Below are 17355 nucleotides of genomic sequence, written 5' to 3' on the forward strand. Positions count from 1 at the left end.
CCCGCCGCCGGCCTGGCTCACCTGGTGGCGGCCGTCCATGGCCGCCGGCCTGCTGCGGGAGCCGGACGCGTCGGTGGCGGAGGTGACACGGCGCGTCGGGTACGGGGCGGAGCCGGGTGAAGGCGATCCGCCGGCTGTCCCGGGTCCGCCCCCGGGAGCCGCGGCCGGGGGCGGACGTCCTGGACGGCGGATTCTCAGGCCGCCTGGGCGGGGGTGTAGTGGGCGGCGTCGTCGCCCTCGACGATGTAGCTGGTCTCGCCGGTCACGCCGACGGGGACGTCCCCGGCGACCGTGACGCGGTGGAGGAGCCGGGGGAGGTCGCCGTAGTCGTCGGGGGCGTAGTGCTGGGTGATGCGGTTGTCGAACAGGACCAGGTCGCCCGGGTTCCACACCACGCGCAGGATGTTCTCCGGCCGGGTCACGTACGCCTGCAGGATGCGCAGGATGTCGCGGGACTCCGAGCCCGACAGGCCGACGATCTTCTGGGCGAAACCGCCGATGAACAGGCCCCGCTCACCCGACTCCGGGTGCACGCGGACCACCGGGTGGGCGGTCCGGTAGCGGCGGGAGGTGAACGTGCGGCGGTACTCGATCGCCCTGTCGGTGTTGGTGCGGGGCAGCGCGTAGTCGTAGTCGTTGGTGTGCACCGCCCACAGCCGGTCGGCGAACTCCCGCAGCGGCTCGGGCAGGTCCCGGTACGCGGCGGCGGAGTCGGCGATCAGGGTGTTACCGCCGTACGGCGGGACGACCAGGGCGCGCAGCGTGCTCAGCTTCGGCGGGGTGCGCACGAACGTGACGTCGGTGTGCCAGACGTTCGAGCGGATGCCCTCCTCGCCGTTCACCGGCAGGATGTCGGGCTGCCCCTCCACCGGGGGAACGGTCGGGTGCGCCCTGGTCAGCTCGCCGAACCGGCGGGCGAAACGGAGCTGGCCCTCCTCGTCGAGGCCGGCGCCGCGGAAGACCAGCGCCTTGTGCTCCAGCAGCGCCTCGTTGACCTCCTCCAGCGGCAGCTCGTTGGGGTCGACGCCCTTGATCTCGGCGCCGATCCGGCCGCCGATCCGACGGAACTCGGGCATGGTTCTCCTCCTTGGAACGGACTGCGGGGATTTCAGCGGCGCACCGTCGGGTCGGCCAGCCGCAGCAGCAGCCGCAGCAGGCCGTCGAAGGCGAGGCCGAGCACGGCGATCTCGGCGATGCCGCAGAAGATCAGGGGGGTCTGCAGGTAGTTGCCGGCCTGCAGGATCAGATGGCCGACGCCTCCGGTGGCGGCGATCATCTCGGCGGCGATGATGCTGGTCCAGGCGCCGCCCATGGCGATGCGCAGCCCGGTGATGACGCCCGGCACCGCGGCCCGCAGCCGCACGTGCAGCATCGTGTACGCCGGGGAGGCGCCCAGGCTGCGGCTGGCGTGCAGCAGTTCGGCGGGCACCGCGTCCAGCGCGCCGAGCGTCGCGATGGTCACGACCGGCAGCACCCCGAAGAAGATCAGCGCGATCTTGGCGGGCTCGCCGATCCCCAGCCACACCACCAGCAGCGGGATGAACGCGATCGGCGGCAGCGGCCGGACCACCTCGATGATCGGGTCGGCCAGCTCGCGGATCGCCCGCACCCCGGCCATCGCCGCGCCCAGCAGCAGGCCCGCCAGCGTGCCGAGGACGAACCCGGCCAGGATGCGGCCGGTGCTGATCAGCGCGTCCTCGACCAGCGTCTTGCCCTGGACCTCCGGATACGGCTTGGTCAGGTACGTCACGAACGTGCGCGCGGTCTCCGGCACGGTCGGCAGCGTGACGGTGTCGCCGATGACCATCGCGGCGATCTGCCAGACCGCCGCGGTCAGCGTCAGGGCCAGCGCGCCCATCCGCGCCCGGCGCCGCGAGCGGCGCCGCCGCGCCGGCCCCGCCGTGACGACGGCCTCGGGCGCCTCGGTGACCGTCATCGCTCCAGCACCTCCCGGATGCGGCGCTTGGCGGTGACGAACTCCAGCGTCTCGGTGTCCTCGTAGGTCCGGGGCCGCCGCAGGCCGATGTCGAGCACGGCCTCGGTCGCGCCGGGCGGCCCGGACAGCACGCACACCCGGTCGCCCAGCAGGGTCGCCTCCTCCACGTCGTGGGTGACGAAGACGATCGTCATCCGCCGCCCCTGCCACAGCTCCAGCAGGAAGCGCTGCATGTTCGCCCGGGTGATCGCGTCCAGCGCCCCGAACGGCTCGTCCATCAGCAGCAGGCCGGGCCGGTTGATCAGCACGCGGGCGAACGCGGCGCGGTGCCGCATCCCGCCGGACAGCTCGTGCGGGTAGGCGTCGCGGGCGTCGGCGAGGCCCACCGTCTCCAGCAGCCGTTCGGCCTCCTCGCGCACCTGCCGGGTGAGCGCGCCGCGGGCCTTGGGGCCGTACAGCACGTTCTGCCAGGTGGTCAGCCAGGGGAAGAGCATCGGCGTCTGGAACAGCACGCCCCGGTCGGGGCCGGGCCCGGTCACCGGCCGCCCGTCGACCAGCACCTGCCCGGAGTCGGCCGGGACGAAGCCCGCCAGGATGTTCAGCAGCGTGGACTTGCCGCACCCGGACGGCCCCAGCAGGCACAGGAACTCGCCCGGCGCCACGTCCAGGCTCACCCCGTCCAGCGCGGTGCGGACGGGACGCCGCCGGTTGCGGAACGTCTTGCGCACGTCCCGCAGCCGGACCCCGGCCGACTGCTGGGCGCCCACCCGCTCCTCGGCGACGGCGCTCACTTGCAGCCCCCCGCCTGGGCCTTGTCCCAGAACGTCGGGTCCACATGCGCGGCGATCTGCTCGGTGCCCGGAACGGTCTTGGCGCGGCCCTGGCTCACCAGGAACTCGGCGGTCAGCCGGAAGTTCTGCACGAGCCTTCCGGAGGCAGCCCTGCCGTCCGGCCCCTTGAGCCAGGAGGTCTCCTCGGCGGCCGGGATGTACGGGTAGTTCCTGGTGGCCTCCACCGCGTCCTCGGGCCTGACGCCGAGGAAGCGGGCGGCGGGCCTGATGTACCGCTCGCCCTGCGGTCCCTTGACCAGGGTCTGCGCCCTGGAGATCTGGCAGACGAGCGCCTGCACGGCCTGCGGGTTCTGCCTGATGTAGGCGCTGGAGACGGCGAGCAGGTTGACGGCGGCATACCCCTTCTCGGCGATCTCCGCGGAGCCGACCAGGACCCTCGCCCCGTGCCGCCTGAGCTCCAGCAGGAACGCCTGGCTGATGAACACCGCGTCGATCTTCCCGGCCTTCCAGGCGGCGGCCTCGGCAGCCTCGCTGGCGAAGCTGGCGATCTGCACCTTGCCGGTCAGGCCCTGCTCCTTGAGCCAGCCGCGGAGCTGGAAGTCCAGCGTGGAGCCCACCAGCACGCCGATCTTCCTCAGGTCGGACGGCGACTCGATCTCGTCGTTCACGGCCAGGCCGGACTGGTCCAGGCTCTCGGCGAAGACCACCCGCACGTCCGTGCCGTTGGTGAAGGCGCCCACGAACGGCGGGTTGCCGACGCCCGAGACCACCGGGAACGCCCCGGCGCGGAGCTGGGCCATCCCGGCGACCCCGCTGTCGATCGGCCGCAGCTCGATCCGGGCGGGGACCTTGGAGGCCAGTTCCTCGTTGGCGGCGACGACGGATTCCGGACCGGCGACCGCGCCCTGGAAGTAGCCGATCCGGAGCGGACCGGCCGTACCGCCGCCCGCGGCGCCCGCGCAGCCGGTGGCGGCGAGGACCAGGGCGATCGCGGCGGCAAGGCGTTTGTCGGGCATGACGAAGGTGCTCCTAGCAAGAGGGGACGGCGTGCGCCCTCAGATGACGGGGGTGGATCCGGGCGCCCGCTCGGGGCGGCACCGGGACGCGAGATCCGGCCGGCCGGCCGTTCAGAAGGGACAGCTCGCGGCGGTCACGCGGAGGTAGTCCACGTGCCGCTGCCGGGTGAGGGCGAGCCGAACGCGCATGCCGGTATCAGAGCACGTGAACGGCACAAAAGTCAACTATTCCTACTTGTTTGATAGGCAGAGCCCGTCGTCTGCCTCGTGGCCTCCTATGCCGTCTCGCGTCAGCGGCGGCGCCGGCCGGCGTACAGGACGGTGGCGAAGGTCAGCAGGTAGGTGAACGCGGTGACGCCCACGGTGAGGCCGAAGTGGTCGGACTGGCCGGGGCCGTCCGGCAGCCGGGGCTCGAGGAGGCCGATCGGGTCCTTGAGGATGGTGATGCGCTGTCCCGCCTTGAACTGGCCCCAGCAGTTCTCCCGTTGGGACACCTTGTGCACGGTGGGTTCGCCGGTCAGCTCGACCACGGTGCACAGCAGGTCGCCGTCGCCGTCGGGCAGGCGCTCGCCCTCCTGGGAGCGATCGTGATTCTGGACCACGACGGCGGGAGCCGGCTCGCCCAGGCGTTTCATGTAGAGCTCGGCGTAGGCGGGGCCGCCGAACAGCAGCAACGCCAGCAGGCTCAGCGACATCAGGAGGGTCGGCCACGTCCGCCCCCAGAAACCGCCCATGACCGAGGCCGCGACCGCCCACGTTCCCAGGCTGAGAATGATGCCCCCGTAGAAGACGAGGGCGAACGGATACTGCGCCAGGGCGCCGCCCAGCAGCACCAGAGTGGGAACGGCCAGCGCCCACGCCAGCGAATTCAGCAGCCGCCCGGCGGGTCTTTCCTCGGCAGTCGGGGGATCCTGCGGCGAGCCCATGACGGAAGGTTAGGACAGCCTCGTTTACCGGACATCAGGACGGCGTGGCGACAGCCCCTCGGTCAGGAGCGGGACGATGCCCGGATGCAGCAGGCCCCGAACCTCGACGCGCCCTTCCAGCCGCCAAGCCCCATACCACCTCCCTCCACCACCGAACGGCACCCTGGTAATGAGATCGTCGCACCGCGTGGCGCTGTTCGCCCCGAGGAATTCGGGCCGGGCTTACTGCACGCTGATCCGGTGCCGGTGGTCGAACGACTCGGGGCACCGGAAGATCCACAGGCTGTACCCGCGGCCGATGGTGACCTTGGTGGGTGTGCAGGCGTCCCGGTGGTCCGCGTCTGCGTCCGCGTCCTCGACGGGTCGCCAGAGGCCGTCACGGCCCTGCCACTCCTTGCTGGCGATGGTCAGCAGCAGGCGCATGTCGCTGCCGCAGTCACAGATCATGGGGTACGGATCGGTCAGGTGCCAGGAGGCGTATCCGCCGACCTTCCACCCGTCGGCGATGGACCACTCCTGGTACGGGCGGCCGTTCTCCTCGTCCCACTCGTCCACGGCCGTCCGCAGCGGCTCCGGCAGCAGGTCCGCGTACTCGAACTCGGTGACCTCCTCCGGGTGCAGCACGCACGACTCCGGCAGGTAACTCTCATAGGCGAGGAACGGTGGCTCGGGCTGCTCGGTCAGCACCTCGCCGACATCGGCGGCGCGGCACCATACCAGGTGCAGGGCGGGCATGTTCAGCCAGTCGTCAGGATGGCCCTGGTGGCCCCGCAGCGGGCACCAGAGCACCTGCAACACGTCCTTGCCGTCGGGGACGGGCAGTCCGGGCACGTCACGCTTGTAGATCTGGGCCACCGCCATCAGCGGCAGCGGCCCGGCCTGCAGGATCTCCCGATTCGTCTTCTTGACGTCCAGGTAGAGGGCGTCCCATGGCTGGTCCTTCATGAGCCCCTGCCGGTCGGCTCGTACCTCCGCAGTACGTACGGGCAGAGCGTCCGTGACGTGATGCGGCCCGGCGCAGACCGGCCACGGCTCGTCGGCGGGCCACAGCAGGGGGCCGCCCACCGAGCTGTCGTGGACGCCGGGGTTGCCGCGGCGCGGGTGCAGGCGGGTCGCCGTCCGCTGGTACCGGGCCAACTCGGGGAACAGCGCGACCAGATCGACCGGGCGCTGACGGCTCGTACGGGGCATGCGCGCTCCTGACCGGGGACCGCCGGGACGGTCACATCATGCCGCCCCGGTACGACAAAGGGCGGCGGCGGGCGTTCCCGGCGAGTGTTGCGCAACTGATGCAGGTGGGCGGGTTCCGTGGAGGGGTGAGGGCTTGCTAAGTTAGGCAAGCCTTACCTAATGATATTGGTGCGGCGCTGACAGCACAGGAAGGACACGCATCCCCCATGCGTACGTTGATGCGGCGGCTGGCCGCGACGAGCGCGCTGGTGCTGGGCCTCGGCCTGGTGGCGGCGTGCGGTGGTGACACTGAGGAGCCCGCGGCGGGCTCGGCCGGGTCGGGGGCGTTCCCGGTCACGATCACCCACAAGCTCGGCACCACCACGATCAAGTCCGAGCCGAAGCGGATCGTCGCGCTCGGCGAGGTCGACCAGGACGCGCTGCTGGCGCTCGGCGTGCAGCCGGTCGGCATGGTCGAGCTGACCGGCATCCAGCCCGACGGACTGACGCCGTGGAACGCGCCGAAGCTGTCGGGTGCCAAGCCCAAGCTGCTCAAGGCCGGCGACTCCGGCTTCAAGCTGGAGGAGATCGCCGCGCTCAAGCCGGACCTGATCCTGGCGGCCGGCGACTTCTACATCGACAAGTACTACTCCAAGCTCTCCCAGCTCGCGCCGACCACCGCGTACCAGACCGGGCCCGCCGAGGACACCTGGCAGCAGATCACCCAGCAGGTCGCCAAGGCGGTCGGCAAGGAGGCCGAGGGCGGCAAGCTGGTCGCCGACGTCGAGGCGAAGATCAACTCGGTCAAGGGCGCGCACCCCGAGCTGTCCGGCAAGGGCTTCGCGTTCGCCGCGGCCTTCCCGTCCGGCAACCTCGGCGTGATGAAGTCCCCCGACGACATCAGCGTCAAGCTGCTGAACCAGTTCGGGATGGTGCTGCCCGACGAGATCAAGGCGCTCCCCGGCGAGGGCTTCGCCGCCGAGCTCAGCAACGAGAAGCTCGGCGTGCTGGACGTGGACGTGCTGATCGCGCACTACAACGACGACGCCGCCACGCAGAAGAAGTTCGAGGGCGACCGGATCTTCTCCGGCCTGGACGTGGTCAAGCGCGGCTCCTACGTGGCGCTGGACCTCAAGTCGTTCTGGCCGCTGCGCACCCCGACGGCGCTGGCCGCCCCGTACGTGGTGGACAACGTCGTCCCGAAGATCGCTCAGGCCGCCGCCAAGGCGAGCTGAGTCCCACGTCCCCGGGGCGGACGCCGCGAACCGCCCCGGGGGCGGCCCATCGACAGACCGCCCACAGGGCCCGCGACAGGAGGCACGGCAGATGAGCAGCAACCCGTTCGAGAACCCCGACGCCGATTATCTCGTGCTGGTCAACTCCGAGGGGCAGCACTCGCTGTGGCCGGTCTTCGCGGCCGTGCCCGCGGGATGGTCCACCGCGTTCGGTCCCGCCGGGCGCGAGGAGTGCCTGGAGTACGTCCGCACCCACTGGACCGACCTGCGCCCCCGCAGCCTCGCCGAGGCCGAGGCGGGCTGATGGCGTACGGGCACTACTCCGCCCGGGTCACCCGGGTCGACCGGGTGACCCCGCACATGGCGCGCGTCACCCTGGGCGGGCTGGAGGACTTCCCCGGCGCGGGGCTGGACCACCGGGTCAAGGTGTTCTTCCCGCTGCCGGGCGAGGAGCGCCCGATCTACCCCACCGGCGACGACTGGTGGGAGCGCTGGCAGGTCGAGCCGGTCCGCGCGGTGTTCCGGACCTACACCATCCGGCGGCACCGCCCCGAGGCCGGAGAGGTCGACATCGACTTCGTCCTGCACGGCGACACCGGCCCCGGCTCCCGCTGGGCCGAGAACGCCGGCCCCGGCGACCAGGTGGGGCTGTGGGGGCCGCGCGCCGAGTACGCCCCGCCCGCCCACGCCGACTGGGTGCTGCTGGCCGGGGACGAGACCGCCCTGCCCGCCATCGGCGCCATCCTGGAGTCGCTGCCGCCCACGACGACCGCCCGGGTCCTCGTGGAGGTCGCCTCCGAGGCCGAGCGGCAGCCGTTCGACCTGCCCGGCGGCGTACGGCTGACCTGGGTGCGCCGCGACGCCGGGGAGTCCCTGGTCACCGCCGTCAAGGAGACCGTGTTCCCCGCCGGACGCCCCTACGCGTGGGTCGCCGGAGAGTCCGGCACCGTCAAGCAGATCCGCCGCCACCTGGTGAACGAACGCGGCGTCGACCGCCGCGACATCTACTTCTCCGGCTACTGGCGCAGGGGCGTCGCCCAGGAAGTCTGACCCCTGACCAGGGCGGGCACGGCGAACGGCCCGGACGGCGGAGGAATGACACCGCCCGGGCCGTCGCGGTCAGGAAATCAGCAGTCGTTCACCGGCGGCCTGCCCGCGAACCGGTCGCCGAGGAACCTGGTCACGTCCCCGGACGCCAGCCAGTCGGTGGTCAGGTGCTCGCCGGCGTAGGTGCGCCACTCGGTGGTGATGCCCGCCGCGCAGTACCGGTCGAAGACCCCGTCCTCGGCCTCGTGCGGGATGATCTCCTCCAGCGCGCCCCGGTACTGGTAGACCGGGAAGCCGATCTTGTAGCGGGCGGCCGAGGAGGCCGGGCCGATCCCCACGCCGACCTTCTGGTCGTCGATGACCTCGCCCCAGGTGCGGCCGGTGGAGCCGCGCAGCGCGTAGATCTGCTCCAGGCTCAGCCGGTCGGTGGAGAAGTTCTCCAGCCGCTGGAACGCGAACGCCCCCAGCGTCCCGAACAGGCAGTTGCTCCTGACGTCCTCGACGGCCTGCCGGCCCCGGTCGTTCAGCAGCTCGTCGAAGGGCATCTCCGGGTGGGCGGCGCTCAGCCCGACCACCGCGTCGGCCAGGAACCCGGCGAACGCGCTGCCGTTCAGCCGCTCGGCCACCAGCTTCAGGTCGCCGGGCACCCCGCCGGCCGCCGCGCCCACCACGTTCAGCTCGGGCGCGTAGGAGGAGGCGAGCTGCGCCGCCCACAGCGTGTTGAACCCGCCTTCGGAGTAGCCGGCGATCCCGACCTTGCCGTCTGCGGTCAGCGACCCGCCGGGGATCTGCCGGGAGGCGCGGACCGCGTCCAGGAGCGCGTGCCCGGCGTTCAGGCCCACCGTGTAGGTGTGCACCTGCCCGGTCATGTAGCCGACCCCGTCGGAGGCGGCGACCGCGAACCCGGCCTCCAGGAACCTGCGCAGGTTGCCGGCCTCGTAGGAGTCGACCTGCTCGCCGGCCATCTGCTTGGACAGCGCGCACTGGCCGCCCGACCCCAGGGTGCCGGGGGTGAACGCGACGGTCGGGCGGGAGCCGCCGCCGGTCCACCGGGCGTCGGGGATCGCCACGAACCCGCTCACGGCGATCTTGTTCCCCTTGACGTCGGTGGAGACGTACTTGATCTTCCATGCCTTCATCGGGACGTTCCCGGGGATCTGCGGCAGCTCGGTGCGGCGGCAGCTCAGCAGGTCGCCGGGGTTCCCGGTGATCCGGTCCGGCGCGGTGTAGATGTCGGCGTCGCTCGCCAGGCAGGCCAGCGGCGCCGACGCGGCGGCCGGTGCGGCGGAGACGGTCGGCGGCGCCACCAGGCCGGTGCCCGCGAGCACGGCCCCGGCCAGCGCCGTGGTCAGCAGTCTGCTCAGTCTCATCGACACTCCACGAGGGGGGGACGCTGCGGCCCTCATGGCACGGAACGGGCCGTCAGCACGGGAAAGCGATCGCGTCGACTGTGACTCACGGCGCCGCACGGAAGGTATGCGGACCGCACACGCCTTGTGACGCCGGTTTGGCAATCCGTTCACAAAACGGCCGGGCGCCGGGACCTCAGGGTCCCGGCGCCCGGCCCGTGATCTCGTCCCCTACCGCGTGTTCACGGCCGGGGGTCGGTGCGCGTCCAGGGCTTGCCGCCGCCCCGGCGGCCCATCGCCGCGGCGCATCGGGGACAGACCCGCCGCACCTGATCGGCCGAGCCGCCCGACTCGGGCTGCACCTCCGGCCAGGCGATGTGCGGGAAGCGCAGCAGCCGGGTTTTGCTGAGCGCGAGCCCGCACAGCGTCTGGTTGGTGCCCGGCAGCCAGGCGTGCACCTCGCCCGCCGGCACCCGCACCCCGTCGTCCGGATCGGTCCACGTCCCCGACGCCGCCACCGCGGCCTGCCGTCTCGTACGCGCCATGGCTCACCCGTCCTCGGGAGTGGCCTCGTGGCCGGGACGGCCGTGGGTGCGGCGCATCTCCTTGAGCCGGGCCTCGTACACGTGCTTGCGGCCGCCGGTCAGCCGGTCCCGCACCCGGCGCTCCAGGTCGCGGAACGGCTCGTAGTAGGTCGCGTCGAAGTCGTCCACCACCTGGTAGGTCCAGCGGCCGGGCAGCACGTTGCGGCCCACGATCTCGGTCATCACCTCGTCGGCCAGCGCCTTGTGCCCGGCCTGGGCCAGCAGTTCGGCGGCCTCCTCGGCGGCGAAGTCCGCGCCCCCGATGAGCTGGTGGAACGAGTACAGGTGGCCCCGGGCCCGCTCGACGGTCTCCAGCGCCTCGCTCAGCTTGCCGGCCGCCGACACGGCGGTCTCGTCCGGAGGCCCCGGCTCGGGAACGGTGGTGTGCGTCATGCCCAGGCCGATACCCGTCGTCCCCCGGACGCACGCGGACGCCCGGCGCACGTCCGGGGACGCGGCAGGGCCGGGATCCGGCTAGGGCTTGCGGCCGACGGCGCCGAAGGCGTCGACCTCCTCCGGCTCGCCGCCCGGCGGGATCTCCGGCCGCCAGCGGGTCACCGACACCACGCCCGGCTCGATGATCTCCAGGCCGTCGAAGAACCGGGCGATCTGCTCGGGGCTGCGCAGCACCAGCGGGGCGTTGCCGGAGGAGTTCCACACCTCGACGATCTGGTCCGAGGCCTCCCGGTGGACGACGTTGGTGCCGTCGTACATGGCCAGGTAGCTGCCGGAGGGCAGCTCCTCCAGCAGCCGCCGGACGATCGAGTACGCCTCGTCGTCGTCGGTGATGAACTCCATCACGCCCATCAGCATCAGCGCGATCGGCCGGTCGAAGTCCAGCGTCCGGCGGGCCCCCGCCAGGATCTTGTCCGGCTCGCGCAGGTCGGCGTTGATGTAGTCGGTCCTGCCCTCGGGAGTGCTGGTCAGCAGGGCGCGGGCGTGCGCCAGCACCAGCGGGTCGTGGTCGACGTACACGATCCGGGACTCGGGGGCGGCCCGCTGCGCCACCTGGTGGGTGTTGTCGACGGTCGGCAGCCCGGTGCCGACGTCCAGGAACTGGCGGACGCCGGCCTCGGCGGCCAGGTGCCACACCGCCCGGTTCAGGAACATCCGGGACGCCCGGGCCAGCCGGGCCACGTCCGGGAGCATCTGCAGGATCTGGTCGCCGACCTGCCGGTCGACCTCGTAGTTGTCCTTGCCGCCCAGCCAGTAGTTCCAGATGCGGGCCACATGGGACACCGAGGTGTCGATGTCGGGGGGTTCCTGGGTCACGGCACAAGCCTAGAACGAACCGATCATCCCGTCCCGGGTTCGCCGGCTCCGGGCGGAACGCCCAGACACTTCAGCACGGCCGGCACCCGGCGGTGGTCGTGAACGCCTACCTGCGGACCGGGGTCCTGCCGGCCGCGTTCCCCCTCCCTGCGGCCAGGCCGCGGCCTGTCAGCCCAGACCGAAGATGAAGCGTCCCCCCAGGCCGGTCTATGCGGACACGTGCATGACCGTTGACTGCGCTTGCGGCGCCTCGTAGCGTCCAAGTCGCGTTCGTGCACGGTCTGGAAGGGGAGGGCATGAGCGATGTCGAACTGACCCAGATCGCGGGTGGCGACTGCGGTCGCGACGACTGCCCCACCGTCTTCACCACCAATCGCGACACCATTGCAGTGCAGGGCTATGCCCTGGGCAAGCCCACACCCGAAGGCGAAGCCCTGGTCGAGATTCCCCTGGACGTCCTGCGGGAGGCGTTCCATGCGCTTGGATGGTGACGGCTGGCGAAACTTCTTCGACTCCTACCGGCGCGATGCGTTCCGCCTGGAAACCCTGCCTTCCTATGACGTCGCCGGCGAGCGCGACGAATACAACGCGTTCCACGCAACCGGTGAACTGTTCATTCCGCCGGATGACCCCTGGCTGACGCGTGTGCGCCGCTTCCGTGAGTCTGGTCGGTGGATCGGCCGGGTGCACATCGTCACCAGACCGCTGAGTGACTACTTGCGCTACGAGTTCGCCGTTTACCGCCACACCGTGGACGCCGGTGAGGACGTTCGCATCCTTGATGTCACGGACCGTCCCGACCCGGGGCTGCCCGATCAGGACTTCTGGCTGTTCGACGAAGCCGCCGTCGTGCGGATGGACTACGACGCCCAAGGCCGCCAGCTTGGCCGGGAACTGTTGGAAGACGTCGATGTCGCGCCGTATGTCGCCTGGAAGCACCTGGCGCTGGAGCTTTCCGTGCCGTTTCGGGAGTACGAGGCGACCTGCCGAGCGTGAAACTCGATCCGCAGCGGGCGGGGCAGGACCGCCGGCAACTCGCGGCGGCGCTTCGTGACCTGCGAAAGGCATCAGGGCTGTCCGGTGAGCGGCTGGCCCGGCGCTGTGGCATGAGTCAAAGCAAGATCAGCCGGATTGAAAACGGCCGGCTGTTGCCCAGTGTTGTTGACGTTGTGGGCATCCTCACCGCGCTCGGCGTCGATCGTGACACGCGAGAGGCGCTTACCGCGCTTGCTCGCGTCGCGAACACCGAATACCAGGATCTTCGCTCCTCCGTTCGCCGCGGGTTGCATCACCGCCAACGCGAGTTGACCGCTCTCGAGGAGAACACGGCGCACGCCCGCTACTTTCTTCCGGCGCTGATCACCGGACTCCTCCAGACGCCCCAGTACATGCGAACGGCGATGAGTCCGCCGATCGATCCGGCGACCGCGGATGTTTCCAAGGCCGTTGCGATGAAGCTCGGCCGGCAAGCGATTCTGCATGATGGGACGAAGCGATTTGAGTTCCTGCTCACGGAGTCGGCGATCCGTTGGCGGCTCTGTGCTCCGTCCGTGATGGCGGTGCAGCTGGATCACCTGGTATCCGTCTCCCGCCTGCCGAGTGTCCGGCTCGGCGTGCTGCCTCTCTCGCGTCAGGTGCCTGATGGGGCCTACCACACGTTCACCGTCTACGACGACCGTCTCGTCACTGTCGAACTCTTCACCGGCAGGCTGGTGCTTCGCGACCCCAAAGACATCGGTCACTACCGTTCCCTCTTCGGTTTTTTCAGTTCTCACGCTGTCTGGGCCGATGAAGCTCGGGTGATCCTGCAAGCGGTCGCCGACACGTTCCGGGATGCCGAATGATGCGAGCACGTGCATGACCCTGGAGTGCGCGGACGCGCTGTCTTAATGTCGCGGCAGGCGCTGCTCGGGGAACCTGGTACGACGTTCGCCGTCGAGCGGGTTCAACGCGAAGGGGAAACATATGGGCAAGCACGACAAGCCGAGCCAGGAAGGCAAGTGGGACAGGCCGATCCCCCCGGCGGAGAAGCCGAACCCGCCCGGTGGCGGGAAGCACGAGAAGGGCGACAAGGACAAGGGAAAGTGAAGCTGATCGGTGACATGGTCGCCGAGCTGGAACGGCTCGGCGACCTCGGGCCATGGCGGGCGCCGCTGTACGAGGTGCCCCGCCACCTGTTCGTCCCGGAGCGCGCATGGTGCACGCCGGACGGTCGGCCCGGATATCTCATCGACCGTAGTCGCGACCCCGAACAGTGGGTGAGGGCCGCTTACACGGACATGGCCATTGTCACCCAGCTTGACGACGGGGCGACCGACATCGGTTCCGGCGACGGGGAGTACACGTGCTCGCTGTCGGCGCCGAGTATGGTGCTCGCCGGGTTGTCCCTGCTGAGCCCGGAGCGCGGCGACCGGGTGCTTGAGATCGGCACGGGCACCGGCTGGACGGCGGCCCTGCTGTCCCACCGAGTCGGAGCCGAGAACGTGACGACAGTCGAGGTGGACCCGGCACTGGGGATGCGGGCCGTCGAACGGCTCAAGGCCGTCGGGTACCGGCCACGGGTCGTGGTCGGGGATGGCGCGGAGGGTTTTCCCGAGAGGGCTCCCTACGATCGCGTTCATGTCACGTGCGGAGTGCGCGAAGTCCCCTACGCCTGGGTCGAGCAGACCCGACCGGGCGGCGTGATCGTTCTTCCCTGGATGCACTCCCCGCACTCCGGCGAACTGACCCGCCTGACCGTCCACGAGGACGGCACGGCCACGGGCCGTTTCTACGGAGAGGTCGACTTCATGATGCTGCGCGCCCAGCGCCGTACCGATGGCCGGGGCGCGACGAAGATCGGTCATGGCCTGACCGTGACCCCCGAGGGCCAACGGATCTGGCTGGACGGCCTCGACGACGTCATGTGAGCGCCCCGCCCCTGCACCCGGCCGTCCGCTCCGCCGAGCACCGCGAGGCGGACCCGGGTGAGGAGGCCGGAGACGACCGGAGCCCCCGCCGCCGGCGGGGGCTCCGGTGCTCTGCCGTCAGGCCCGGCGGGCCTGCTCCAGCAGGGACCGGAAGGCGGCGGGGGTGAGGGTGAGGTAACCCGCCTCCCGGTTCTTGGTGTCCCGGAGGGCCACGGCGCCGGGCAGGCGGCCGGCTTCGACGCACTGAGCGCCGGTGCCGGAATCGCTGTGGCTGCTCTTACGCCAGTCGGTGGGGTGGGTCTCGTTCATTCGAAGGACTCCAACACTTTCTTGATCAGCTCCCGTGACGGGGCTTCGGGCAGCGCCTTCGCGCTGATCCGGTCGTAGCGGATGACGTACGTCTGCACCTCGGAGGGAGCCGACACCAGCCTGCCCTTGCCGGGGGACTCGGTGTAGGCCACCTCACCGAAGTCATCGCCGATCATGAGCCTGAAGCTTCCGTCCACACCTGGATAGGCTCCCACGTCCCAGGTGCGAGGGATGACCCGGATCACCACGTGGGACCGCTCACTCAGCTCCAGGAGTCGGGCGAGCTGCTCCCGCATGATCTCAGGTGATCCGATGGGCCACTCGAGCGCGGCCTGACTCAGCAGTACCGAGAGGAACGGAGGGTGCGGCCGGTCAAGCATCGCCTGACGTTCCATCCGCTGCTGAAGGGCCTTGCCTGCGTCCAGCGGGCCGCCGGCTTCGATCACCGCACGGGCGTAGTCCTCCGTCTGGAGCAGGCCGGGGATCAGACTGGCCTCGAACATCTTGATCACCCCCGCCCGCTGCTCCAGTTCGACGTACTGGCTCCACCACTGGGGGTCGTGCCCGATGCTGGCGTACCACACCAGGTTCTGGAACAGCCCTCGGGTGTCCCACACCCGGTCGTAGGTCTTGGCGCGGGTCTCGTCCAGCCGGGCCTTGCCTGTCTCCAGCCGTGAAACAGTCGCCGCGGAATCCCCCGTCAGCTCGCCCAGCCTACGGGTGGACTGTCCGTGCTGTTCGCGGAAGGCCCGCAGATAGAAGGCGATGAGCGCCCACAGGGAGGATCTGGGTTCCGGGGACGGCTTGCTCCGCACGTGCGGTCTCCTTGTTGCACCACGTTGCGAATGTTTTGTGTACGCGTGACAGCGTAGTGTGACCGGGCCATTCTGTGACCCGAACCACAGAAGTCGGTGAGAGGGGTCAGGGTGACCACGGTGGGAGAGAGAACGCCGCTGCGGGTGGACCTGCCCGCGTGGCAGACCAGCCCGGGACTGGCCCGCACCTACGTGCGGGAACGGGCTCGCAGGCTCGGCCTGGGCCGGGTCGCGGTGGAGAACGCCGAGTTGATCGCGTCCGAGCTGGTGACCAACGCCGTTCAGCAGCCGCACAGGACGCTGGACACGGTGACGCTGTTCCTCGGCGAGCGTCCGCGGGGCCTGGTCCTGGCGGTCCTGGACCACGCCCCGGCGCGGCCGGCGGTGCCGTCCGCAGACGACGCGCTGGAACCGGACCCCGCAGACCTGGCCACCACGGGCCGGGGCCTGTTCATCGTCCGGGCTCTGGCCCGGGACGTGTGGGTCGAGCCGCTGAGGCCCGGTCCCGGCAAGTGGGTCTGTGCGGCGCTCCGCACCTGAGCGCCCTTGGCGGCGGAAAGCCGGCCAAGGGGCATGAGAGCCCCGGACGGCCGGGATCACCGCTTGAGATTCCCCACGAAGAGAGATGGACGTTCCCCGATGCAGGACCTCTCAGACGCCTTCGACCTCGGCCTTCGCGTGGGCCTCTGCCACGGCTTCATGGCAGGCGTCTGCTGCACGCTGGTCGCGTTCCTTCTTCTCCTCCTGGCCTGGGATCGGCTCGTGGACCGAGCCGTGGAGGCCGACGAAGACCTCGCCGAGGGGAGCAGGTCATGGATGAGGGAACGCCGAGGTCGAATGCGGTGGTCAACGCTCAACCGGGCGGCCGGACCGCGTTCCCCCTCCATGCGGCCCGGCCGCGGTCGTCAGCCCAGACCGAAGAAGCGGGCCGCGTAGTACGGGCCGCAGAGCTGGTCGTGGCCGGAGGATAGGCTGCCGCAGTTCTGGATGCCGGTGCCCGGGTCGACCGGGGCCTCGTGGCCCATGTCGTCCAGCAGCCAGGTCTCCACCCGGCCGTCGCCGTAGACGCTCTTGGTGACGCCGAGGTCGGGCCGCGAGGTGGACGTGGGCGTGCGGCTGAAACCGAACACGTTGGTCCACTGGTCGCGCTGGTAGTCCAGCGAACGCGGGCTGATCAGCCGGTCGCTGCCGCCGTGCCAGATCTGCACCTTGGGCCGCGGGCCGGTGTAACCGGGGTAGGCGCCGCGGACCTCGTCGCCCCACTGCTGCGGGGTGTTGCGGTTCAGCGGCCCGGAGCAGGGGCCGAACAGGCCGGTGCGGAAGTAGTCGTCCTCGGTGTCGGCGCACCCGTACGCCATGCCGAAGAACACCGCGCCCGCCTTGAACACGTCCGGGTAGGCGGCCAGCATCACGTTGGTCGCCGCGCCGCCGCCGGAGTAGCCGGTGACGAACACGCGGGACGCGTCGGCCTGGTAGGTCCGCTTCATGTGGTCGACCATCTGGACGACCGACCTGGCCTCGCCGTTGCCGGCGCGGGTGCGGTCCTCGGGGTTCCAGGCGCTGAAGCACTTGTGCGGGACGATGCCGCCGGAGCCGACGTTCTCGTCCTTCTGCTCCGGCATGACCAGGGTGAAGCCCCAGGTGTCGGCGTACTTGCGCCAGCCGGTGCCGACGTCCAGGTTCTGGGCCTGCCCGCCGCAGCCGTGGAACAGCACCACGACCGGCGCCCCGGACTGGGCGTTCTGCGGCACGTACGCGAACATCCGCAGGTTGCCCGGGTTGGTGCCGAAGCCGGTGACCTCGTGGAAGCCGACGGCGGCCTGCGCGGCGGGCACGGCGGCCAGCCAGCTCGCCAGGAACGTCGCCAGGAGCGCCGCCAGCGCGGCCGGCAACGTGACCGGACGGATCGGGCGGAGCCCGCGGGGTCCGGCGCCCCGGAGGGGAACGGTGATTGCGTCCATAGCGCCGAGCGTCGGGGCAACGCCTCGGCGGGGCA

At 70.8% G+C, this 17355-nt stretch carries 22 protein-coding genes; 9 read left to right on the forward strand and 13 right to left on the reverse strand.

The window, feature by feature from the left end; all coding sequences use genetic code 11:
* Window positions 1-194: 194 nt before the first annotated feature.
* From HNR21_RS07510 to HNR21_RS07535, 6 genes are all read right to left on the reverse strand, one after another.
* Window positions 195-1076, reverse strand: coding sequence for a TauD/TfdA dioxygenase family protein (locus HNR21_RS07510; protein WP_182704597.1), 882 nt, complete (start codon window positions 1074-1076; stop codon window positions 195-197).
* 32 nt (window positions 1077-1108) lie between these two features.
* Window positions 1109-1936, reverse strand: a complete 828-nt coding sequence (locus HNR21_RS07515; RefSeq protein WP_182704598.1) for an ABC transporter permease — start codon at window positions 1934-1936, stop codon at window positions 1109-1111.
* Window positions 1933-2727 (reverse strand): ABC transporter ATP-binding protein, encoded by a 795-nt coding sequence (locus HNR21_RS07520; protein ID WP_233358886.1) that lies wholly within the window; start codon window positions 2725-2727, stop codon window positions 1933-1935. Before HNR21_RS07520 ends, HNR21_RS07515 begins: the two co-directional genes overlap by 4 nt.
* Window positions 2724-3743, reverse strand: a complete 1020-nt coding sequence (locus HNR21_RS07525; RefSeq protein ID WP_182704599.1) for a taurine ABC transporter substrate-binding protein — start codon at window positions 3741-3743, stop codon at window positions 2724-2726. Before HNR21_RS07525 ends, HNR21_RS07520 begins: the two co-directional genes overlap by 4 nt.
* 290 nt (window positions 3744-4033) lie before the next feature.
* Window positions 4034-4669, reverse strand: a complete 636-nt coding sequence (locus HNR21_RS07530) for a hypothetical protein (protein WP_182704600.1) — start codon at window positions 4667-4669, stop codon at window positions 4034-4036.
* Between the two features lie 222 nt (window positions 4670-4891).
* Window positions 4892-5860, reverse strand: a complete 969-nt coding sequence (locus HNR21_RS07535; protein ID WP_119726684.1) for a hypothetical protein — start codon at window positions 5858-5860, stop codon at window positions 4892-4894.
* A 206-nt stretch (window positions 5861-6066) separates the two neighbouring features.
* Between HNR21_RS07535 and HNR21_RS07540 the strand changes: the two genes are divergently transcribed.
* The 3 genes from HNR21_RS07540 (at window position 6067) to HNR21_RS07550 (ending at window position 8124) form a co-directional block, all read left to right on the forward strand.
* Entirely contained in the window at window positions 6067-7074 is a 1008-nt protein-coding gene (locus tag HNR21_RS07540; RefSeq protein ID WP_157995694.1) for an ABC transporter substrate-binding protein, read from the forward strand.
* 91 nt (window positions 7075-7165) lie between these two features.
* On the forward strand, window positions 7166-7378 hold the full coding sequence (locus HNR21_RS07545; RefSeq protein WP_119726687.1) for an MbtH family protein: 213 nt from the start codon (window positions 7166-7168) through the stop codon (window positions 7376-7378).
* Window positions 7378-8124 (forward strand): siderophore-interacting protein, encoded by a 747-nt coding sequence (locus tag HNR21_RS07550; protein ID WP_182704601.1) that lies wholly within the window; start codon window positions 7378-7380, stop codon window positions 8122-8124. The genes HNR21_RS07545 and HNR21_RS07550 overlap by 1 nt, the downstream gene beginning before the upstream one ends.
* Before the next feature lie 77 nt (window positions 8125-8201).
* Here the strand turns inward: HNR21_RS07550 and HNR21_RS07555 are convergent, their stop codons facing one another.
* From HNR21_RS07555 to HNR21_RS07570, 4 genes are all read right to left on the reverse strand, one after another.
* Window positions 8202-9491: a lipase family protein gene (locus HNR21_RS07555; protein ID WP_182704602.1), complete on the reverse strand. Its 1290-nt coding sequence runs from the start codon at window positions 9489-9491 to the stop codon at window positions 8202-8204.
* Between the two features lie 221 nt (window positions 9492-9712).
* Window positions 9713-10015, reverse strand: coding sequence for a hypothetical protein (locus HNR21_RS07560; RefSeq protein ID WP_182704603.1), 303 nt, complete (start codon window positions 10013-10015; stop codon window positions 9713-9715).
* A 3-nt stretch (window positions 10016-10018) separates the two neighbouring features.
* On the reverse strand, window positions 10019-10447 hold the full coding sequence (locus tag HNR21_RS07565) for a hypothetical protein (RefSeq protein WP_119726691.1): 429 nt from the start codon (window positions 10445-10447) through the stop codon (window positions 10019-10021).
* Between the two features lie 81 nt (window positions 10448-10528).
* Complete coding sequence (locus HNR21_RS07570) at window positions 10529-11326, reverse strand: SAM-dependent methyltransferase (protein WP_119726692.1); 798 nt, start codon at window positions 11324-11326, stop codon at window positions 10529-10531.
* Between the two features lie 296 nt (window positions 11327-11622).
* Here HNR21_RS07570 and HNR21_RS07575 point away from each other — a divergent pair, with 296 nt between their 5' ends.
* The 5 genes from HNR21_RS07575 to HNR21_RS07590 all read left to right on the forward strand — a co-directional run bounded on the left by HNR21_RS07575 (window position 11623) and on the right by HNR21_RS07590 (window position 14235).
* Entirely contained in the window at window positions 11623-11817 is a 195-nt protein-coding gene (locus HNR21_RS07575; RefSeq protein WP_182704604.1) for a hypothetical protein, read from the forward strand.
* Entirely contained in the window at window positions 11801-12322 is a 522-nt protein-coding gene (locus HNR21_RS07580) for a DUF6879 family protein (protein WP_182704605.1), read from the forward strand. Before HNR21_RS07575 ends, HNR21_RS07580 begins: the two co-directional genes overlap by 17 nt.
* Window positions 12319-13170: a helix-turn-helix domain-containing protein gene (locus tag HNR21_RS07585; protein WP_182704606.1), complete on the forward strand. Its 852-nt coding sequence runs from the start codon at window positions 12319-12321 to the stop codon at window positions 13168-13170. The genes HNR21_RS07580 and HNR21_RS07585 overlap by 4 nt, the downstream gene beginning before the upstream one ends.
* 121 nt (window positions 13171-13291) lie before the next feature.
* On the forward strand, window positions 13292-13414 hold the full coding sequence (locus HNR21_RS35920; RefSeq protein WP_281402030.1) for a hypothetical protein: 123 nt from the start codon (window positions 13292-13294) through the stop codon (window positions 13412-13414).
* Window positions 13411-14235: a methyltransferase domain-containing protein gene (locus tag HNR21_RS07590; RefSeq protein WP_312880901.1), complete on the forward strand. Its 825-nt coding sequence runs from the start codon at window positions 13411-13413 to the stop codon at window positions 14233-14235. Before HNR21_RS35920 ends, HNR21_RS07590 begins: the two co-directional genes overlap by 4 nt.
* Window positions 14236-14352: 117 nt before the next feature.
* Here the strand turns inward: HNR21_RS07590 and HNR21_RS07595 are convergent, their stop codons facing one another.
* Both HNR21_RS07595 and HNR21_RS35060 read right to left on the reverse strand, forming a co-directional pair.
* Window positions 14353-14544, reverse strand: a complete 192-nt coding sequence (locus tag HNR21_RS07595) for a DUF397 domain-containing protein (protein WP_182704607.1) — start codon at window positions 14542-14544, stop codon at window positions 14353-14355.
* Window positions 14541-15359: a helix-turn-helix domain-containing protein gene (locus tag HNR21_RS35060; protein WP_182704608.1), complete on the reverse strand. Its 819-nt coding sequence runs from the start codon at window positions 15357-15359 to the stop codon at window positions 14541-14543. Before HNR21_RS35060 ends, HNR21_RS07595 begins: the two co-directional genes overlap by 4 nt.
* 111 nt (window positions 15360-15470) lie before the next feature.
* Between HNR21_RS35060 and HNR21_RS07605 the strand changes: the two genes are divergently transcribed.
* The gene (locus HNR21_RS07605) at window positions 15471-15899 is read left to right on the forward strand and encodes an ATP-binding protein (RefSeq protein WP_182704609.1); all 429 of its coding nucleotides are present in this window, start codon (window positions 15471-15473) and stop codon (window positions 15897-15899) included.
* Between the two features lie 365 nt (window positions 15900-16264).
* Here HNR21_RS07605 and HNR21_RS07610 read toward each other — a convergent pair whose 3' ends face one another.
* A complete protein-coding gene (locus HNR21_RS07610; protein WP_182704610.1) occupies window positions 16265-17320 on the reverse strand; it encodes an extracellular catalytic domain type 1 short-chain-length polyhydroxyalkanoate depolymerase in 1056 nt (351 codons plus the stop codon).
* Window positions 17321-17355 lie beyond the last annotated feature (35 nt).

Source organism: Thermomonospora cellulosilytica (assembly GCF_014138835.1).
Taxonomy (GTDB): Bacteria; Actinomycetota; Actinomycetes; order Streptosporangiales; family Streptosporangiaceae; genus Thermomonospora; species Thermomonospora amylolytica.

Bases quoted from the DNA above. Each gene is read 5' to 3' on its own strand.
- HNR21_RS07510 (WP_182704597.1), bottom strand. From the start codon at position 1,076: ATGCCCGAGTTCCGTCGGATCGGCGGCCGGATCGGCGCCGAGATCAAG.
- HNR21_RS07515 (WP_182704598.1), bottom strand. From the start codon at position 1,936: ATGACGGTCACCGAGGCGCCCGAGGCCGTCGTCACGGCGGGGCCGGCG.
- HNR21_RS07525 (WP_182704599.1), bottom strand. From the start codon at position 3,743: ATGCCCGACAAACGCCTTGCCGCCGCGATCGCCCTGGTCCTCGCCGCC.
- HNR21_RS07530 (WP_182704600.1), bottom strand. From the start codon at position 4,669: ATGGGCTCGCCGCAGGATCCCCCGACTGCCGAGGAAAGACCCGCCGGG.
- HNR21_RS07535 (WP_119726684.1), bottom strand. From the start codon at position 5,860: ATGCCCCGTACGAGCCGTCAGCGCCCGGTCGATCTGGTCGCGCTGTTC.
- HNR21_RS07540 (WP_157995694.1), top strand. From the start codon at position 6,067: ATGCGTACGTTGATGCGGCGGCTGGCCGCGACGAGCGCGCTGGTGCTG.
- HNR21_RS07545 (WP_119726687.1), top strand. From the start codon at position 7,166: ATGAGCAGCAACCCGTTCGAGAACCCCGACGCCGATTATCTCGTGCTG.
- HNR21_RS07550 (WP_182704601.1), top strand. From the start codon at position 7,378: ATGGCGTACGGGCACTACTCCGCCCGGGTCACCCGGGTCGACCGGGTG.
- HNR21_RS07555 (WP_182704602.1), bottom strand. From the start codon at position 9,491: ATGAGACTGAGCAGACTGCTGACCACGGCGCTGGCCGGGGCCGTGCTC.
- HNR21_RS07560 (WP_182704603.1), bottom strand. From the start codon at position 10,015: ATGGCGCGTACGAGACGGCAGGCCGCGGTGGCGGCGTCGGGGACGTGG.
- HNR21_RS07565 (WP_119726691.1), bottom strand. From the start codon at position 10,447: ATGACGCACACCACCGTTCCCGAGCCGGGGCCTCCGGACGAGACCGCC.
- HNR21_RS07575 (WP_182704604.1), top strand. From the start codon at position 11,623: ATGAGCGATGTCGAACTGACCCAGATCGCGGGTGGCGACTGCGGTCGC.
- HNR21_RS07580 (WP_182704605.1), top strand. From the start codon at position 11,801: ATGCGCTTGGATGGTGACGGCTGGCGAAACTTCTTCGACTCCTACCGG.
- HNR21_RS35920 (WP_281402030.1), top strand. From the start codon at position 13,292: ATGGGCAAGCACGACAAGCCGAGCCAGGAAGGCAAGTGGGACAGGCCG.
- HNR21_RS07595 (WP_182704607.1), bottom strand. From the start codon at position 14,544: ATGAACGAGACCCACCCCACCGACTGGCGTAAGAGCAGCCACAGCGAT.
- HNR21_RS07610 (WP_182704610.1), bottom strand. From the start codon at position 17,320: ATGGACGCAATCACCGTTCCCCTCCGGGGCGCCGGACCCCGCGGGCTC.